Annotated in this window: 11 protein-coding genes, 1 tRNA gene and 1 pseudogene; 7 read left to right on the top strand and 6 right to left on the bottom strand. The window is 72.8% G+C overall.

The genetic code is table 11. The annotated features are described in order from the left end of the window. Positions 1-195, top strand: a pseudogene (locus PLJ28_RS12290) (hypothetical protein); the annotation flags it as partial. Positions 196-287: 92 nt separating this feature from the next. Here the strand turns inward: PLJ28_RS12290 and PLJ28_RS12285 are convergent. Beyond that, on the bottom strand, positions 288-2,255 hold the full coding sequence (locus PLJ28_RS12285) for an FAD/NAD(P)-binding protein (RefSeq protein ID WP_324590180.1): 1,968 nt from the start codon (positions 2,253-2,255) through the stop codon (positions 288-290). Between the two features lie 89 nt (positions 2,256-2,344). Here PLJ28_RS12285 and PLJ28_RS12280 point away from each other — a divergent pair, with 89 nt between their 5' ends. From PLJ28_RS12280 to PLJ28_RS12270, 3 genes are all read left to right on the top strand, one after another. Further along, positions 2,345-4,750 carry a prolyl oligopeptidase family serine peptidase gene (locus PLJ28_RS12280; RefSeq protein WP_298044535.1) on the top strand — a complete coding sequence of 802 codons (2,406 nt, stop codon included), beginning with the start codon at positions 2,345-2,347 and terminating at the stop codon, positions 4,748-4,750. 81 nt (positions 4,751-4,831) lie between these two features. Then, positions 4,832-4,920 (top strand) — tRNA-Ser (locus tag PLJ28_RS12275). A 397-nt stretch (positions 4,921-5,317) separates the two neighbouring features. After that, positions 5,318-6,268 carry a DUF2382 domain-containing protein gene (locus PLJ28_RS12270; RefSeq protein WP_298044534.1) on the top strand — a complete coding sequence of 317 codons (951 nt, stop codon included), beginning with the start codon at positions 5,318-5,320 and terminating at the stop codon, positions 6,266-6,268. A 60-nt stretch (positions 6,269-6,328) separates the two neighbouring features. On the opposite strand, the gene PLJ28_RS12265 is transcribed toward PLJ28_RS12270, so the two are convergent. The 4 genes from PLJ28_RS12265 to PLJ28_RS12250 form a co-directional block, all read right to left on the bottom strand. Then, positions 6,329-7,084: a hypothetical protein gene (locus PLJ28_RS12265; protein WP_298044532.1), complete on the bottom strand. Its 756-nt coding sequence runs from the start codon at positions 7,082-7,084 to the stop codon at positions 6,329-6,331. Positions 7,085-7,107: 23 nt separating this feature from the next. Next, entirely contained in the window at positions 7,108-8,970 is a 1,863-nt protein-coding gene (locus PLJ28_RS12260) for an ABC transporter ATP-binding protein (RefSeq protein WP_324590179.1), read from the bottom strand. 7 nt (positions 8,971-8,977) lie between these two features. Then, positions 8,978-10,123, bottom strand: a complete 1,146-nt coding sequence (locus tag PLJ28_RS12255) for a P-loop NTPase family protein (RefSeq protein ID WP_298044530.1) — start codon at positions 10,121-10,123, stop codon at positions 8,978-8,980. A 204-nt stretch (positions 10,124-10,327) separates the two neighbouring features. After that, positions 10,328-11,503, bottom strand: coding sequence for an MFS transporter (locus PLJ28_RS12250; RefSeq protein ID WP_324590178.1), 1,176 nt, complete (start codon positions 11,501-11,503; stop codon positions 10,328-10,330). A 170-nt stretch (positions 11,504-11,673) separates the two neighbouring features. On the opposite strand from PLJ28_RS12250, the gene PLJ28_RS12245 reads away from it, so the two are divergent. Beyond that, positions 11,674-13,191, top strand: coding sequence for a phosphohexomutase domain-containing protein (locus PLJ28_RS12245; RefSeq protein ID WP_298044538.1), 1,518 nt, complete (start codon positions 11,674-11,676; stop codon positions 13,189-13,191). A gap of 114 nt (positions 13,192-13,305) precedes the next feature. On the opposite strand, the gene PLJ28_RS12240 is transcribed toward PLJ28_RS12245, so the two are convergent. Continuing rightward, positions 13,306-15,516 carry a RecQ family ATP-dependent DNA helicase gene (locus tag PLJ28_RS12240; RefSeq protein WP_298044527.1) on the bottom strand — a complete coding sequence of 737 codons (2,211 nt, stop codon included), beginning with the start codon at positions 15,514-15,516 and terminating at the stop codon, positions 13,306-13,308. A 129-nt stretch (positions 15,517-15,645) separates the two neighbouring features. On the opposite strand from PLJ28_RS12240, the gene PLJ28_RS12235 reads away from it, so the two are divergent. Further along, positions 15,646-16,092 (top strand): RrF2 family transcriptional regulator, encoded by a 447-nt coding sequence (locus tag PLJ28_RS12235; protein WP_324590177.1) that lies wholly within the window; start codon positions 15,646-15,648, stop codon positions 16,090-16,092. Positions 16,093-16,368: 276 nt separating this feature from the next. Then, complete coding sequence (locus tag PLJ28_RS12230) at positions 16,369-17,550, top strand: globin domain-containing protein (protein ID WP_183523285.1); 1,182 nt, start codon at positions 16,369-16,371, stop codon at positions 17,548-17,550. Positions 17,551-17,626 lie beyond the last annotated feature (76 nt).

Raw genomic sequence — 17,626 nt, 5'->3', positions numbered from 1 at the left:
GGCGCGGACAACCCGAACAAGGGCCCGGGCCACAACAGCGGCAACCACGAGGGCGGCAACGCCCCGGGCCAGAACAACGGCGCGGGCCAGGACAACGGCGCGGGCGCCCCGGGCCGGGGCGGGGACCAACCGCGCCGGGGTCCGGGCCACCACGGTGGTCCGGGCACGGCCGACGATCACCCCACCCGCCCCTGATCACAGAGACCGAACGCCCCGCTGAGGCGGGCGGACGCCCCGGCCGCGGGGACGGTGCCCCCGGGACCTGACCGGTCCCGGGGGCACCGTCGTCAGCGGCCCAGGAGGTCCCAGACCGCGCGGGCGGCCGCGTCCGCGTCACCGAGCGTCCGGGCACGGCCGTCCGGGTCCTGCCCGGCCTCGGCGGCGATCGCGGTGCCCCACTGCACGGAGGCCAGCTGCAGGCCGAGGACGAACACTCGCTCGTGCACCCGCCCCTGGGCGTCCTTGAGCCGGTAGGGCCGCCCGGTGACGTCGAAGCCGCGCCCCGGAAGCACCTCCCCCTCCTCGTCCTCCACCGCGTACGGCACGGCCGTGCCGTCCTTCAGCAGCGAGGCCACCAGGGGCGAGGAGGACTGCTGCACCCGGTTCGCCGGCATCATCGCCTCGACCATCCACCGCCCGTGGTGCACGTCCAGCGCGGCCTCGTCGGTGCCCACCTGCGGGCTGGAGACCGTGAACAGGGACCGGCCGGCGTCGGCCTCGAACTGCGGGTCCGGTCCCACGAACCGGACCAGTCCGGCCCGGGCCAGGGCCAGCAGCTGCTCCACGCGCAGCAGGGGCGGACCGGAGGCCAGCCCCTCGACCAGGACCTCGAACCACCCGGACACGTCCCGCCGGCGGGAGGCATCGGTGATGCGCCGCTCCGCCACCAGGCGCTTCACCTCCAGCCGCGCGGCGTGCAGGGTGCCGATCGCGACCATCAGGGGGGAGTCCTCCCCCGCCGCGGCCTCGGCGCAGACACCCGCCAGGAAGTCGACGACCTCCTCCTGGTACTCGGCCCCTGAGTCGAACACCTGCCGCTCGAACGGCCGGGCGAGGGCACGGATGTCCAGGAAGGGCATCCCCGGCTGGTAGGTGTGCAGCAGCTCCTGGGCGTGGTGCGCGGTCACGGGCTCGCCGCGGCCTGCGGCCTCGAACTGGCCGACCAGGCCCGCGAGGAACTCCCCCGCACGCTCGGCACCGCCCAGGACCTCCGGTCGGGTCCGGGCCATGGTGAAGTAGTAGGCCCGCACCACGTCACGGTGGATCAGCGGCCACAGGTGCACCATGAAGTCGAGCGTCCCGTGCTCGTCCTGCAACCGGTCCACCTCCTCCGGGACCAGGTACTTCAGGGACACCGCGTGCGGGACGAACGTCTCCAGTTCGGCCTTCGGCAGGTAGCAGACCCCCCGGCGGGAGGCCGGGTGCATCACCGGCTCGCGACCGGACGGCTCGTAGCGCAGGGCGCGGCCCGGCCCGTCCCCGCTGTCCACGAACCGCCCGCCCCGGCCCAGCGTCAGCTGCGCCATCGCGTCGAAGAAGTTCAGCCCCATGCCCCGCACCAACAGGTCCTCGCCCGCGGGCACGGCGTCCCAGTCCACCTCGGCCGGCAGGTTCGGCCCCCGGTAGTCCAGCCCCAGCTCGGCGGCCGACGACCGCAGCGCCTGCTGCTCCCGGTTCAGCCGGGCCGGGACATGGCCCAGGCCCAGCACCACGGCGTCCGCCTCCAGCGTCCGGCCGTCCTGCAGGCCCAGCCGGACCCCGCCGTCGGGGCGCGGTTCCAGGCACTCCACCTCGGTGCGTTCCCAGGTGATGGTCCCGACGGCGCCGCTGGCCTCGAGCGCCCGGGTCACCTCCCAGTACAGGTCGGACAGGTACAGGCCGTAGACCGCTCGGGGCGGGTAGTCGGTGCGGTCGAGGTCACCGGCCCGGTCCGGGTAGGACATCCGCCACTGGTCGAAGGTCTGGCCGGCGGAGGAGGCGCGCAGTCCCGGGGTGCCGGCCGCGGCCGCCGTCGGGAAGAAGGAGGGGGTGTTCATCAGCAGCAGCGGCGACTGGTCGGTGCGCCAGACCCGGCCGGGGCCCGGGGCGTGCGGATCCAGCACCACGATGTCCACCACCGGTGCGGACGGGCCCGTTCCCGCGTCCCGTGCCTCCTCGATCACCGCCAGGAGCCGTTCCAGGAACGAGGTGCCCCGAGGTCCGGCTCCGACGACGGCGATCCTGGCCGGGTGCGGAACGTCGGGAGTGGGCGGCATGGGCGGTGTCCTCTCGGGCCGGGATGGGTGCTGTCCCCCAGCCTAGGGGGGAGGACCCGGCCGGACGCAGTCCGTGGTCTGATGGGGGGATGGCGAAGACACCACCCGTGACCGGCACCGACGACGAGTTCCTCTGGCTCGAGGACATCCACGGCGAGCGCCCACTGGAGTGGGTGCGCCGGCAGAACGCCCGGACCGAGGCGCAGCTGGACACGGAGGGATTCCGCCGCCTGTGCGACCAGGTGACGGAGGTCCTGGACGCCCCGGACCGCATTCCCCACGTCAGCAAGCGCGGCGGGATGTACTACAACTTCTGGCGCGACGCCGAGCACCCCCGCGGGGTGTGGCGGCGCACCGACTGGGAGTCCTACCTGGCCGGGGACCCCGACTGGGACGTGCTGCTGGACGTCGACCGGCTCGCCGAGGAGGAGGGCACCCCCTGGGTCTTCTCCGGTGCCCGGCTGCTGCGCCCGGACTGGGACCGCGCGCTGGTGCGCCTGTCCCCGGACGGGGGTGACGCCGTCGCCGTGCGCGAGTTCGACCTGGCCGCCCGGGCGTTCGTTCCCGCCGGCGGCCGGCCCGGGGACGGTGAGCCGTCCGCGGGCACGGATGCGTCCCTGCCGGGCTTCAGCCTCCCGGTGGCCAAGACCCAGGCGTCGTGGATCGACCGGGACCACCTGCTGGTCGGCACCGTGACGGACCCTGATCCCGACGCCGGCGACGCCACCCAGTCCTCCTACGCCAGCACGCTGCGGATCCTGGCCCGGGGACAGTCCCTGCAGGAGGCGCAGACCGTGTTCTCGGTGGACCGCGGGCACGTGGCGGCCTTCGGCGGCCACGACTCGACGCCGGGGTGGGAACGCACCGTGGCGATCGACGCGATCGACTTCTACCGCTCCACCACGTGGCTGCGGGACCCGGAGGCCGAGGGACCGCGGCCGGGCTGGCGGCTCGTGGACGTGCCCGAGGACGCCGAGGTGGACGTGCACCGGCAGTGGCTGGTGCTGTTCCTGAAGTCGGACTGGGACCGGACCCTGCCCGACGGGACCACCGTCCGCCATCCCTCCGGCTCCCTGCTCGTGTGCACGGCGGCCGGCCTCCTCGACGGAACGGAGGAGCCGCAGCCGGCCTTCGTGCCCGGGCCCGAGGCCACCCTGTCCTCCTGGTCGTGGACGAGGTCCCACCTGGTGCTGACGGTGCTGCGCCACGTGGCCTCCTCCGTCCTGGTCCTGCCCCAGTCGCTCCTGGGCACCCCGGACTCCGCCGCGAGCGCCCGGCCCCTGGCCCTGCAGACCCCCAATCCCGCCGACCCCTACCTGACGCTCTCGGTCGGGGCCGTCGACGACGAGGACGAGGACTGCGGCGACGACCTGTGGATCACCGCCACCGGGGCCCTGACGCCCCCGACCCTGCTCCGGGCGACCCTGCCGGCGGTCCTGCCCGCGGTCCCATCGGCCGGGTCTGGCGAGACGACGGGGCCGGGCGCCGCGGCCCCGGGGACCGGTGCGGCCGGCGTCGTCCCCGCGCTGGTGACCGTGCGCACCGCCCCGCACCGCTTCGACGCCACCGGGCTGTGCGTGCGGCAGTTCTTCGCGGTGTCCGCGGACGGCACCCGGGTCCCGTACTTCCAGGTGGGACCCGAGGACCTGGAGGCCGACGGGACGCACCCGGTGCTGATGGACGGCTACGGCGGCTTCCTGGCGTCCAAGCTGCCGGCCTACTCCGGTGTGCACGGACTGGGGTGGCTGACCCGGGTCAACGACGCCGGACGGAGCGGGATCCACGTGATCGCCAACATCCGCGGCGGCGGTGAGTACGGGCCGGACTGGCACCGGGCGGCGCTGCGGGAGAACCGGCACCGGGCCTACGAGGACTTCGCCGCGGTCGCCCGGGACCTCGTGCACCGGGGGGTCACCGACCGCGCCCACCTGGCGGCCACGGGACGCTCGAACGGAGGACTGCTCATGGGCGTGATGGCCACCCGGTACCCCGGACTGTTCGGCGCCCTGAGCTGCGGGGTGCCGTTGCTGGACATGCGCCGGTACACGGCGCTGTCCGCCGGGCACAGCTGGATCGCCGAGTACGGGGACCCGGACGATGCGGACCAGTGGGAGTTCATCCGGACCTTCTCCCCCTACCACCTGTTGCTGGACGAGCCGGTGGCGGACGCGGTGCAGGGCCGGGACGGGGCCGGTGAGGGCACCGGGCATCCGGACCTGCTGGTGTGGACGGCCACCTCGGACGACCGGGTCGGGCCGGTCCAGGCGCGCAAGATGGCCGCGCGGATGCAGCGCCTCGGGGTGCCCAACGCGTGGTTCCACGAGGACCTGGAGGGCGGGCACGCCGGGGCGAGTGACAACCGCCAGGCGGCGGCCATGCACGCCAGGTCGTTGGAGTTCCTCTGGCAGTCGGTCGGTGACGGCGCCCGAGTCCCGGAGGTGTGCCAGGACGCCGGGACGGCCGATCCCGCAGGCGTCGGCGGGCCTGCTCAGTGACCTGGCCGGGGCGCGCTTTGATTCGGAGCGCCCGAGGCGGCTAACATGGCATGGTTACCGGCCGTCGAGCCGGTGGCCGAAGGAGACGTGCCAGAGCGGCCGAATGGACTTCACTGCTAATGAAGGGCCCGGCGAAAGTTGGGCCGGGGGTTCAAATCCCCCCGTCTCCGCCCGCGATGCCGCGGGACCCGTTGTCCGGGTCCCGCGGCATCTCTCGTTCCGGCCGTCTCGTTGCGGACGTCCTTGCGGGTCGCCTGCAGGGGTCCAGTCACCCCCCCCTCCGCCTTTCCGCCGCCCGGTCGACGATCCGGTGCCTCCCGCGTGAGGCACCCGCAGGTGACCTCGGCACAGCCTCTGAAAAGGCTGGTAAGTCCCTGTTTAAGGTGACAAGCCCCCGGGTGGTGTGCCTAGCGTCAGGGGTAGGCACTCAGTCGGTCTCCCACCTGCTTCCGCGACCCGGACAGGCGAGACCGGTCGATACCGAATCCTCGCCGGTTCATCCCGGCAGGTACGTCTCCATCAGGCCTGCGAACGCACGCCGGACGCCACGAGTAAGGAGAGCATGCCATGCAGGATTTCACCTCAGTCGAGAAGCTTCAGCACGCCACCGTCTACGGCACGGACGGGGACAAGATCGGCTCCGTCGGCCAGGTCTACCTGGACGACCAGACCAACCAGCCGACCTTCATCACCGTCCGGACCGGGTTGTTCGGCATGAAGGAGACCTTCATCCCGGTCTCCCAGGCCACCCAGTCCCAGGACGGCCTCCAGGTCCCGTTCGACAAGGCCTTCGTCAAGGACGCCCCGAACATCGACGCCGATGGATCCCTGACGCCCGAGGAAGAGCGCCGGATCTACGAGTACTACTCCCTGGACTACCCGGCGGGCGGGCGGCACGGCGATGACGCCGTCGGCTCCCCGCGGGCGGCCGGGACCGGCCTCCGGCAGGACACCGACCCGGACGTCGGACGGACCGCCGCCAGCGGCACCGCAGCCGGTGGTGTCGGCGGCCTGGGCGTCCAGCGCGGCCACGCGAACGACACCGCCGCCGACCTGGACCGCGATGTGGACGCCGGCGGAGCCGACCGGCAGGGCGGCATCCACACCACCGGCACCGGCGGGACGGACACCCACGGCGTCGGCACGGACCGCGAGTCGGTCGTCGTGCGCGATGAACAGCTCGACGTGGGCACCGAGGTCCGCGAGACCGGGCAGGTGCGGTTGCGCAAGCACACCTACACGGACACCGAGACCGTCGAGGTCCCCGTGTCCAAGGAGGAGGTCGTCGTCGAGCGCGAGTCCATCGACCCGAACTCCCCCGAGGCCCTGAGGAACACCGGGGACGAGGAGGTCGTGATGACCACCCGCGAGGAGGTGCCGGTCGTGGACAAGACCGCCACCGCCGAGAAGGTCACCGTGGACAAGAACCGCGTGCAGGACACCGAGCACGTCTCGGGCACCGTCCAGCACGAGGACGTCGAGGTGGACGACGAGGGCGACGCCCGTCGTCGCCGCTGACCCGACCCACACCTGAAGGCGCCCGGTCCCCTCGAGGGGCCGGGCGCCTTCACGTGTGCCTCAATCGTCCTGGCCCTGGTCGCGCTGCAGGATGTGCAGGAACTGCAGTGACTCCTCCGCGGTCAGCACGGTGTGCGCCGACAGTTCCAGGGCCGCTTCCTCGATGCGGCCGTCCCGCACCATCGCGGTGAGCTGGTCGCGCAGGAAGGGTGGCAGGTCCGCGCTGGAGACCCGCACCGTGGTCTCATCGCGGACCACTTCCAGCTCGAAGGGCCGGTCTGCCGGCAGCGCGTCGGTCAGCCAGTCCTGGGGAACCACCAGGTTGGTGGTGTCCGGGACCTCCTCGGTTGCGGAGTCCCGCGGTTCCGGCGGACGAGCCTGCTCCGGCGAGGGCTGGGGCTGAGCTGCCGCCCCGGTGTCCGCGGCCGGTGCCGGGGCCGGGGCCGATGCCGGGCCCGGCGCGGCCCCGGGACGGACCCACATCTGCGGATACGTGGCCAGCGCCTGGACGTCCAGCATGGACTCGAAGGTCCCCAGGCCGGTGGACTGGCGGTAGGCCATGACGGCGTCGCTGGTCCGGCCCGCGGCGATGAGCCGGTAGATCTCCCGGTGGGACTCCTGGTCGAGCCGGCCCGAGGCCACGCGGGCACTCTCCGAACTGACCCGGCCGGCCAGGGACCGCCTGCCGCGGCGCCGCTGTCCCGCAGCGCCGGACTCAGGGGTCGGGGAGGACGCGCGGCGGGAGAGCCACCAGGCCCCACCGCCCACGATGGCGCCCACCACCACGACGATCAACGCCGGCACGAGGTATTCCATGGGTCCAGTCTAGGTGGCCCCCCTCAGGGCGCGTCGACCGTCCAGACCCGGTGGCCGGGGGCCACCCTGCCGGGATTCTGCGAGGTGAACAGCACCACTCCGGGGTACTCCTCCAGCTCGCGGCGCAGCAACCGCAGGCCTTCCTCGTCCAGGTCCGTGTCGATGCCGTCCAGCACGAGCAGGGGTGGGTCGTCCAGCAGCGCCCGGCCCAGTTTCAGGCGGGCGATCTGGGACCCGGTGAGCGGTTGCCCGCCGTTGGTGATCCTCGTGCGGGCGCCCTTCGGCAGGCTCGGCAGCACCTCGTCCAGTCCCACCCGGGCCAGGGCCTGCGCGGCCTGATCGTCGGTGGCCGCGGGCTTGCGGTAGGTGATCGCGCGCGAGACCGTGCCGCGCTCCAGCGGCACCCTCCCGGAGGCGTGGCCCACCAGCCTGCGGCGCTGGCGTCCCGGGGCGAGGGTGTAGTCGTAGCCGTCCACGATCATCTCCAGGTCCGGCACCGGGTGCCCCGGAGCGGCAGGGGTGTTCTGCCCCGCGAGCAGGTTGAGCAGGAACGGGTGGACCCGGCCCGGGTCCTCGGACCGGACGTGGATGACGTCTCCGGCGTGGGCCTGGAGCATCGGCACCCGTTGGCCCTGGACCACCATGTTCCCGATCCTCAGGCCGTGACGACCGGAGGCGGACCGGTCCCGGGAGCGGTCCTTCCAGTGTTCCTCGCGGTCCCTCTCCGCCTTCTCCAGGGCCGCGGCCTCGGCGAGCAGCGGGGCCTGGATGCGTCGGGCGGCCTTGTAGTTCTGCCGGTACTCCACCACGCGCCCCAGGTCACCCAGCGGGGTGGTCATCACGCCCACCAGGGTCATGGACGAGGCCACCCCGGCGGCGTCGATGATCCCCAGGGCGCCCAGCACCACCACGGTCGCGGTGGCGAGGGAGGCCGCCGTGATGGCCGAGGCGCGGACCAGCCCGGTGATCCGGGCGCGGGCGACGGCGGCACCCACCACCTTGCCCGAGTCGCGGTCCAGCGCGTTCAGTTCGCGACGGACACCGCCGGCAGCCTGGATGGACTCACCGGCCCGGACCGTGTCCGCGATCCGGGCGGACATCCGGCCCCGACGGCGGCGCAGGTACCGGGCGCGGGTGAAGGTCGCCCTGGCCAGCGGGGGCACGGCGAGTCCGAACAGCACGATCGGCAGGCCGACGGCCAGGCCCACGCGCCAGTCGGCCAGGGACAGCACGGCCAGCACCACCGCCACCAGGGGCAGGGAGGTCATCAGCGGGACAATGCCCTGGGAGACCCAGTTGCGCACCGCGGTGAGATCGTTGGAGGCCCGGGTGATGGTCACCCCGAGGGAGGGGTTGCCCGTGCCGGCCAGGGAGGTGCCGATGAGCTTGCGGCGCAGTTCGTACACGTAGTCCTGGCCGAGGTCCTCCCCGGCCACCCGTTCGGCCCAGCGTGCACCGAAGACGGAGAGCACGGCCACGCCCAGGACGGTCAATTGCGGCCAGGGGACGAGGGGCCGCGCGCCGGCGACAGCGGCCGGGTCCAGGGCCGATCCGTCCGGCGCGGTCCCAGAGTTCAGGGCGGCGTTGTACTGGGCCGGGGCGCCCAGCAGGGTATCCACGCTGAACGCCATCACCAGTGCCATGACGGCCTGGAAGATGCCGAGCAGGACGAGGATCACCAGCAGGTGGCGACGCCGGCCCGCCCAGATCGTGGGCATCCGCTCGGACGCACCGGTCGCCTCGGGGGTGCCCTCGTCCTCGAGGTCCGCCGCGTGCCCCGCGGTGTCGGGGGTCTTTGTGGTGTCGGGGGTGTCCAGGATGTCCTCCAACGTGGGATGGGTGGTGGCCGCCCCGGGGACCGGCCGCGAGGCCGTGATGCGCTCCACCCCGCGCTCAGTGCTGCGGCAGCAGCGCGGTGGAGACGGCGGCCCCGGTGAGTGCGTAGGTGTCGATGACCGGAACGGACAGGACCGCGCGGGCCTCTGCGGTGGCCAGCGGCGAGGAGGTCAGCACGCCGGACACCGCGGCGACGTCCAGGCCCGCGGCCTGCAGCTCGCCCACGCCGGCGACCGCGCCGAGGGCGTCCCCGGCCGCGAACACGATGCGGTCCACGACGGCGTGGAACAGCGGGTCCCGCAGCAGCCGGGCGGTCTCGCCCTGGTACACGCCGTCGGCGATCTCCACGACGACCACGTCGGTGTCCGTCCCGGACAGGGCGTCGATGACGTTGACCGTCAGCGCACGGACCTGCTCGAAGTCCAGCCGGAAGGTGGTCGGGTAGCCGAAGTCGGTGAAGTCCAGGACCTTGGCGGCACCGCCGTCGCGGTAGATCATCGGGTCGTTACCCGCACCGGTGCCGGTGGACTTGCCGGCCGAGACCGTCAGGCCGGCGTTCGTCAGGCCGTTCACCAGGGTGGCCATGGCCGTGGACTTCCCCGAGTTCATGGAGGTGCCCAGCACCCCGATGACCGTGGGACGGCCCGGCAGGGTGCCGGCCAGCTCGGTGGCGGCGGCGCCGAGCGGAGGGACCGGGTTCAGGGCGTAGGGCGCGAACCGGGTGAGGTTGACGACGCCGAGGTCGTCGGCGAGCAACCCGAGCGGCTCGATCCGGGTGGGGTCGTCCACGCTGACGTGCTGCTCGGTGACCATCCCGGCGACCCCACCGGCGGCCACCAGGTGGCAGGGCTCGAGGGAGTCCGGTACGTGGGCCAGGAACTGGTCGGCCGCGTAGCGGTGGCCGTAGGCCAGCATGATGAGCGCACCGGGGAACAGGATGGCCTTGCGGGACTCGGGGGTCTCGACGCGCTTGTGGTTGAGGATCTCGGTCACGCGCGCCACCACCACGTCGCCGGCCTTCGGCGTGACGGTGGGGCCGGCGGCCAGGTGGAACCCGGCCCGGTCCGCCTCGACGGCGCGGGCCACGAAGCGGGTGGTGTAGGACGCCTGGATGCGGGCGGGCAGCTCCAGCCGCTGGTAGGTGGCGCCGGCGGTCTCGACCAGGGGAAGGGTGCTGGCGGTGTTGGTCATCTCGATCGTCATGGCTGATGCCTCTCACGTGCGGTGCGTCGGTGACCGTCCGGGGTGTTCCGTCGGCCTCGTCACCCATGGAACCAACCGGCCATGAACGGCACATGAGCGGCGGATGAGAGGGCTCTCATCTTCGGCGCCGACCGCGTCAGGTCCCGTCTGAACTGGGATGATGCCGCATCGAGGGGCATCACGGAACGGGTGCCGTGAGCCTTCTCACGCAGGGGTGTCGCGGGGCAGGAGCACCGAGGCGAGCACGAGGGCCAGCAACGCCAGCACCACCGTCATCAGGACCGTCCCGGGCCAGCCCAGCCCGGTCAGGAACACCCCGCCCAGCCAGCCGAACACGCTGGAACCGGCGTAGTAGCCCAGGTTGTACAGGGACGCGGACTGTGCCCGTCCGGCCGTGGCCGCGGCCCCGGCCCAGCCGGAGGCGACCGCGTGCGCGGCGAAGAACGCCCCGGTGAACAGGACGGTGGCCCCGAGCACGACCCACACGCTGGGCACCAGGGTGAGCAGCACGCCGGTGACCATCATGGCGGTGGCCGCCCGCAGCACCGCCCGGCGCCCGTGGCGCGCGGCGAGCCGGCCGGCCAGTGGTGAGGTCCAGGTCCCGGCCAGGTAGGCCAGGAAGACGAGGGAGACCAGGGTGATCGGCAGGCCGAAGGGCTCCTCGAGCAGGTGGTAGCCCAGGTAGTTGTACATGGCCACGAAGCCGCCCATGAGCAACGTGCCCTGGGCGTAGATGCCCAGCAGCACCGGGGAGCGCAGATTGACGGTCAGGGCCTCCACGGCCTGCCGGAGGGTCGTGCGGTGCGGGGTGAAGCGGCGGGCGGCGGGAGCCAGGGCCAGGAACCCGGCCGCGCAGGCGACGGACAGCAGGGTCACCACCAGCATCCCCAGCCGCCAGTCCACGAGCTCGCCCAGCGGGGCGGCGACGATCCGCCCGGTCAGCCCGCCCACGGTCGTGCCCGAGATGTAGGTCCCGGCGGCGGCCGCGGCGGAGAGCCGGTGGACCTCCTCGTTGAGGTACGCGATGGCCAGGGCGGGCACGCCGCCGAGCGCGAGCCCTTCGAGGAAGCGCAGCGCGAGCACGGCCTCGAAGGCCGGGACGGCGGTGGCGACCAGGGAGAAGGCGCAGGCCGCCAGGACCGCGCAGCCCATGGTGCGCTTGCGGCCGAACCGGTCCCCGGCATAGGACCAGGGGATCACGCTGACCGCCAGCCCCAGGGTGGCCAGTGACACCATCAGGGCGGCGTCCTGGGCGGAGACGGCCAGGTCGGAGCTGATCAGCGGCAGCATGGCCTGCGGCGAGTAGAGCTGGGCGAAGGTCGCGACGCCGGCCAGGAACAGTCCCAGCAGCAGCCGCCGGTAGCCTCCGGCGCCCGGCACGTGGCCGGACCACGCAGCACTGCCTGAACCGTTCACGGTGGCGACTCTAGACCCTCGGCGCAGGCCCCTCCGTCCGGTGGCGTGGCACAGGACGCCGGCACGGGCACGGCGCGGGCACGGTGCGGGCACGCGGATCCGGACCGGGGACTGGCCTAGGATGGCATGTCGTGATGACTTCAGTTGACCTCAGCCAGTCCTTCAAGGCCTACGACGTCCGGGGCATCGTCGGCGAGACGATCACCGCCGCCTCGGTGCGCGCGGTGGGTGCCGCGTTCGTGGACGTGCTGGGGCTGGCCGGGGACCGCGTCCTGGTGGGTGGGGACATGCGCCCCTCCTCCCCGGAGTTCGCCCGTGCCTTCGCCGAGGGGGCGACGGCACGCGGCGCCGACGTGGTCATGCTGGGCCTGGTCTCCACGGACATGCTCTACTACGCCTGCGGCGTGGAGCAGGCGGCGGGCGTGGTGTTCACCGCCTCCCACAACCCCGCCGAGTACAACGGCATGAAGATGGCCAAGGCCGGAGCCGTCCCGGTGTCCTCGGACACGGGCCTGTTCCAGATCCGCGACGTCGCCCAGGGGTACCTGGACGCCGGTGACGTGCCTGCCGGTGAACGCACCGGGTCGGTCACGGAGCAGGACATGCTCTCGGGCTACGCCTCCTACCTGCGGTCCCTGGTCGACCTGTCCGGCATCCGTCCGCTGAAGGTGGTCGTGGACGCCGGCAACGGCATGGCCGGCAAGACGACGCCCGCCGTGCTCGGTGACGCCGTCCTGGAGGCGCTGCCGCTGGAGATCGTGCCGCTGTACTTCGAGCTGGACGGCACGTTCCCGAACCACCCGGCCAACCCGTTGGAGCCGGAGAACCTCCGGGACCTGCAGCGGGCCGTCACGGAACACGGCGCGGACCTGGGCCTGGCCTTCGACGGCGACGCGGACCGTTGCTTCGTGATCGACGAGCAGGGCGCACCGGTGTCCCCGTCCGCCGTGACCGGCCTGGTGGCGCGCCGGGAGATCGCCCGGGCCAGGGCCGGTGACACCGTGAACGGCACCGTGCACGCCCCCGAGGCCGAACCGGTCATCATCCACAACCTGATCACCTCCCACGCCGTGCCGGAACTGGTGGCAGCCGAGGGCGGCCGCGCCGTGCGGACCCGCGTGGGACACTCCTTCATCAAGGCGGTCATGGCCGAGGAGAGCGCCGTGTTCGGCGGCGAGCACTCCGCGCACTACTACTTCCGGGACTTCTTCAACGCCGACACCGGGATGCTGGCCGCCATGCACGTCCTGGCGGCCCTCGGGGCCCAGGAGGGGCCGCTCTCGGAGCTGGCCGCCGAGTACGACCCGTACTCCGCCTCCGGTGAGCTCAACTCCGAGGTCGAGGACAAGGCCGGAGCGGTGGCGCGCGTGCTCGAGGTCTTCGCCCCCACGCTGGCCGGGGACACCGCTTCCTCCGGGCAGGACACCGTGGCGGACGACGACCACCTGCGGGGATCGGGACTGGCCGGCACGCGGGTGAGCGTGGACCGGATGGACGGCACAACGGTCGCGGCCGTGGACGGCGCCTGGTGGTTCAACCTCCGCCCGTCCAACACGGAGCCGTTCCTGCGCTACAACGGCGAGGCCCGGGACACCCCGACCATGGAACGCGTCCGCGACACCGTGCTGGCCCTGGTCCGACAGGGTTCCTGAACCCCGTTCCCGAGCCCCGTTCCTGAGTCCCCCGTCCCCGGGGACGCCACCCCAGGGACGACACCGCAAGGCCCCCTGGCGCGTGGCGGTGCCCCGGATGCCGTCCTGGCCCTCCTAGCCCGCGAGGGCCAGGACGAGGGGCAGCACGCCCTGGGCGCCGGCCTCGCGCAGTACCCGACCGGCCTCGGTCAGCGTCCAGCGGCTGTCCGCGCGGTCATCCACCAGCAGGACCGGTCCGTGCCGACCCGCCTCCTCGGCCGAGGCGAGCTGGTCCCGCATCGGGCCGGGCACCGTGTACCGCTGCCAGACCGAGGCCAGGCGGAACGCGCTGTTCCCGCCGGACTCGCTGCGCGGGACGTCACTGGCGAACTCCAGGTGGCCCAGGTAGGGCAATCTCCCGATCCGTGCGATCCCCTCGGCGAACGAGGTGACCAGCTGGTTCCGTGACGTCGACGGAACCGAGACCACGGCGATCGGACGCTGCTCCCACTCCCAGGCCGTCAGGACCTTGACGGCCGCCTGCAGCAGGTCCTCGTCGATGGGCGCATCGACCACACCGTCCCGGGTGGCGGCGAAGAGGGCCCGCAGCCGGCCTCCCCAGCCCAGGTCGGTCAGGCGGGCCACGGCCCGGCCCTCGCCGTTCTGCAGTTCCTCGGGGATGCGTCCCTTCAGGGGCACGCCGAGCCGGTCCATCCCGCTCGGCCAGGTCCGGCGTGGCTCGATGGGCACGCCGACGCGGCCCATGGCCCGCGAGGCGCTGTCCCGGGCCGTCTCCGCCACCGCGGTGGGATACCAGGGGCCAGCGCAGTTGTCGCACCGGCCGCACGGGGTGGCCTCGGGGTCGTCGAGCACGCGGGAGAGGAACTCCATCCGGCAACCGGTGGTGTTCTCGTAGTCCAGCATGAGGTTCTCCTCGTGCACCCTGGCCTGCGCGACCCGGCCGTACCGCTCCCCGTCATAGGTCCACGCCTGGCGGGTGCGCTGCCAGCCGCCCTGGGTCCGCTCGACCGCCCCGTCCACGGCCAGCACCTTCAGCAGCAGTTCCAGCGGGGTGCGCTTGACGTCCACGCGGGTCTCCAGGGCGGGCACGGACAGCGGCCGGCCCGCCGCCTCCAGCTCGTTCAGCACCGACCGGGCCCGGTGTTCGTCCGGCATGGACGTGGTGGCGAAGTACCGCCAGATGTCCCGGTCCTCGGTGCCCGGCAGCAGGAGCACGTCCGCGTGGTCCGTGGCACGGCCCGCGCGGCCGACCTGCTGGTAGTAGGCGACCGGGGAACTGGGCGCTCCCAGGTGGATGACGAACCCGAGGTCCGGCTTGTCGAACCCCATGCCGAGCGCCGAGGTGGCCACGAGGGCCTTGACCCGGTTCTCCTTCAGCCCCTGTTCCAGTTCTGCGCGTTGTTCCGGATCCGTCCGGCCGGTGTACGCGGCCACCTCGTGCCCGGCCTCCCGCAGGGCCCGGGCGGTGTCCTCCGCCGCGGACACGGTCAGCGCGTAGACGATCCCCGAGCCGGGGAAGTCCCCCAGGTGGGTGAGCAGCCACGCCAGCCGGCTGGCAGGGCTGGGCATCCTCAGCACGCCCATCCGCAACGACGACCGGGCGAGCGGGCCCCTCAGGACGAAGACCTCCTCAGTGCCGGCGACGCCGAGCTGTTCCGCGACGTCCTGGACGACCCGGGCATTGGCCGTGGCGGTGGTGGCCAGGACGGGGACACGGCGCTCGTCGGAGCCCGGCAGCTGGGCGATGAGGTCACGGATCCGCCGGTAGTCCGGACGGAAGTCGTGACCCCAGTCCGAGATGCAGTGCGCCTCGTCCACCACGAGCATCCCGGTGCGGCGGATGAGGTCCGGCAATTGCACGTCCCGGAAGTGGGGGTTGTTCAGCCGCTCCGGGGACACCAGCAGGACGTCCACGGAGTCCTCGGCGAGGCGTTGCTGGACCAGGTCCCACTCGGTGGCGTTGGCCGAGTTGATGGCCTCCGCCCTCACCCCCGCCCGGGCGGCGGCGGCGACCTGGTCCCGCATCAGGGCCAGGAGTGGGGAGACGATGAGGGTCGGTCCCGCGCCCCGGGCCCGCAGGAGCAGGGAGGCCACGAAGTAGACCGCGGACTTCCCCCAGCCGGTGCGCTGCACCACGAGGGCGCGACGACGGCGGGCGACCAGCGCCTCGATCGCCTCGTACTGCCCCTCGTGGAACTGCGCGTCGGGTTGGCCCACGAGCCGGCGCAGGATCTCGAGCGCCTCGTCCTTCAGGCCGTCCGGGCGCTCGGCCCCGCCCCCCGTCAGCAGGTCGGTGTCTGCCTGGCCGTACTCTTCGTCCACCATGCGCCCAGTATTCCAGCCGGCAGGGACACGCTAACCGGCACACCGCAGCACCGTGGAGTCGGGGCCTCGTCCGGTGGGCTGTGCAGTACCTCGGGTCCCCCGTGGTCCTGGATCTGGGACAATGGAGGGGTGAAGCTCAATGCGTTCGGCGACGTCTGCCTGCGCACCCTCATGCTCCTGGGCGCCCAGCCGGACCGGCAGATGACGGGCCGGGAGATCGCCGAGTCCGTCGGGATCCCCTACAACCACGTCAGCAAGGCGGTACTGGAGCTCAAGAACCGCGGCGCCCTCGAGGTGTCGCGCGGGCGCCATGGCGGGGCCCGCATCACCCCGGTCGGCCTCGGGCTGTCCGTGGGCGGCCTGCTGCGCGACCTCGACACCCAGCCGGAGATCGTGGACTGCACCGGTGCCGTCACCGACGGCGGTCGCCCCTGCCCGCTGCTGGACGGTTGCAGGCTCCGGTCCGCGCTGGCCCGGGCGCGGGAGGCCTTCTATGCGGAGCTGGACGGGACCACGGTCGCCCAGCTGACCGGCCCGCCCGAGCCCGTCCGGCTGCCGACGCCGGCGGTCCGCTGACCAGCCTCCCCCGCGCCCCCGGAAACCCGCCCGCACCGCCGCCGGCCACCACCACCTCCAGCCATCGCCATCGCCTCCGCCATTTTCGGCACCCCTCCACCAGCGCGCCCTGGACCCCCGGACTCCCGGGACTCCTCCGGACTCCCCCAGGGGGCGTTCAGTGACGTCCTGTGTACGGTGTGACGCGCTCGTTTTGACGTGAACTTCTACGCGGTGTAGAAATCAGAGTGTCAATCTTGCATACGCCAAGCAAGTTTCATCGACGAAGGAGTCGACATGCTCTCGGACACCGCCCGCCCCGTCATCGAGGCCACGCTTCCCGTGGTGGCAGCCCACCTGGACGAGATCACCCCGAAGTTCTACGCCCGCATGTTCGCCGCGCGCCCCGAGCTGCTCGACGGCATCTTCAGCCGCGCCAACCAGCGCAACGGCACCCAGCAGAAGGCACTGGCCGGCTCCATCGCCTCCTTCGCCTCCCACCTCATCGAGCACCCGGACACCCTGCCCGAGAAGGTGCTGATCCGCATCGCCCACAAGCACACCTCCCTGGGCATCGTCGAGGAGCAGTACCCCATCGTCTACGAGCACCTGTTCGCCGCGATCGTGGACGTGCTGGGCGAGGCCGTCACCGAGGAGGTGGCCGCGGCCTGGACCGAGGTGTACTGGCTGATGGCCGACGCCCTGATCAAGATCGAGAAGGGCCTGTACGCCCAGCAGGCGAACGACCAGGCCTGGTCCCCGTGGCGCGTGGCCGCCAAGGAACCCGCGGGCCGCGGCAGCGTCACCTTCCGCCTGGAGCCCGCGGACGCGACCCCGGCCACGGTCGCCCGCCCGGGCCAGTACGTATCCGTGCGCGTACGCCTGGCCGACGGCCTGCGCCAGTGCCGCCAGTACTCCCTGTCCGAGGACGCCGCCTCGACCACCACCCGCGTGTTCACCACGAAGCTGGACGAGGGCGGGGAGGTCTCCCCGTTCCTGCACCATGGCGTGCAGGTGGGTGACGTCGTCGAACTGTCCAACCCCTACGGGGACATCGAGCTCGACACCTCGGACGCCCCCCTCGTGCTGGCCACCGCCGGCATCGGCTGCACCCCCAGCGCCTCGGTCCTGCAGACCCTCGCCGCGGAGGCCTCCGAGCGGCAGGTCCTGGTCCTGCACGCCGAGCGCACCGAGGGCGACTGGGCCCTCAAGGAGCAGATGCGGGAGAGCCTGACCGCCCTGCCGAACGCCGACTTCGCCCTGTGGCTCGAGGACACCACGGACGCCAGCGCCGAGCTGGCCCCGCGCCCGGGATTCATGGACCTGGCCGCCGTCGACCTCCCGGCCGACGCCAAGGTCTACCTCTGCGGGCCACTGCCCTTCATGAAGGCCGTGCGCTCCCAGGCGATCGCCGCGGGCATCCCGGCCACGGACATCCACTACGAGGTGTTCGGACCGGACCTCTGGCTGGCCGCCTGAGCCGGCCGGGCCGGCGTCGTACCCCACGACGCCGGCCCGCGCCCACCTGACGAGAACGGGCCGGGCCCGGTGGTCA

The sequence above is a fragment of the Citricoccus sp. genome, from assembly GCF_035445025.1.
Lineage (GTDB): Bacteria > Actinomycetota > Actinomycetes > Actinomycetales > Micrococcaceae > Citricoccus.
The sequence above is the reverse complement of the archived record's forward strand: the minus strand, read 5'-3'. Positions and strand labels throughout refer to the sequence as shown.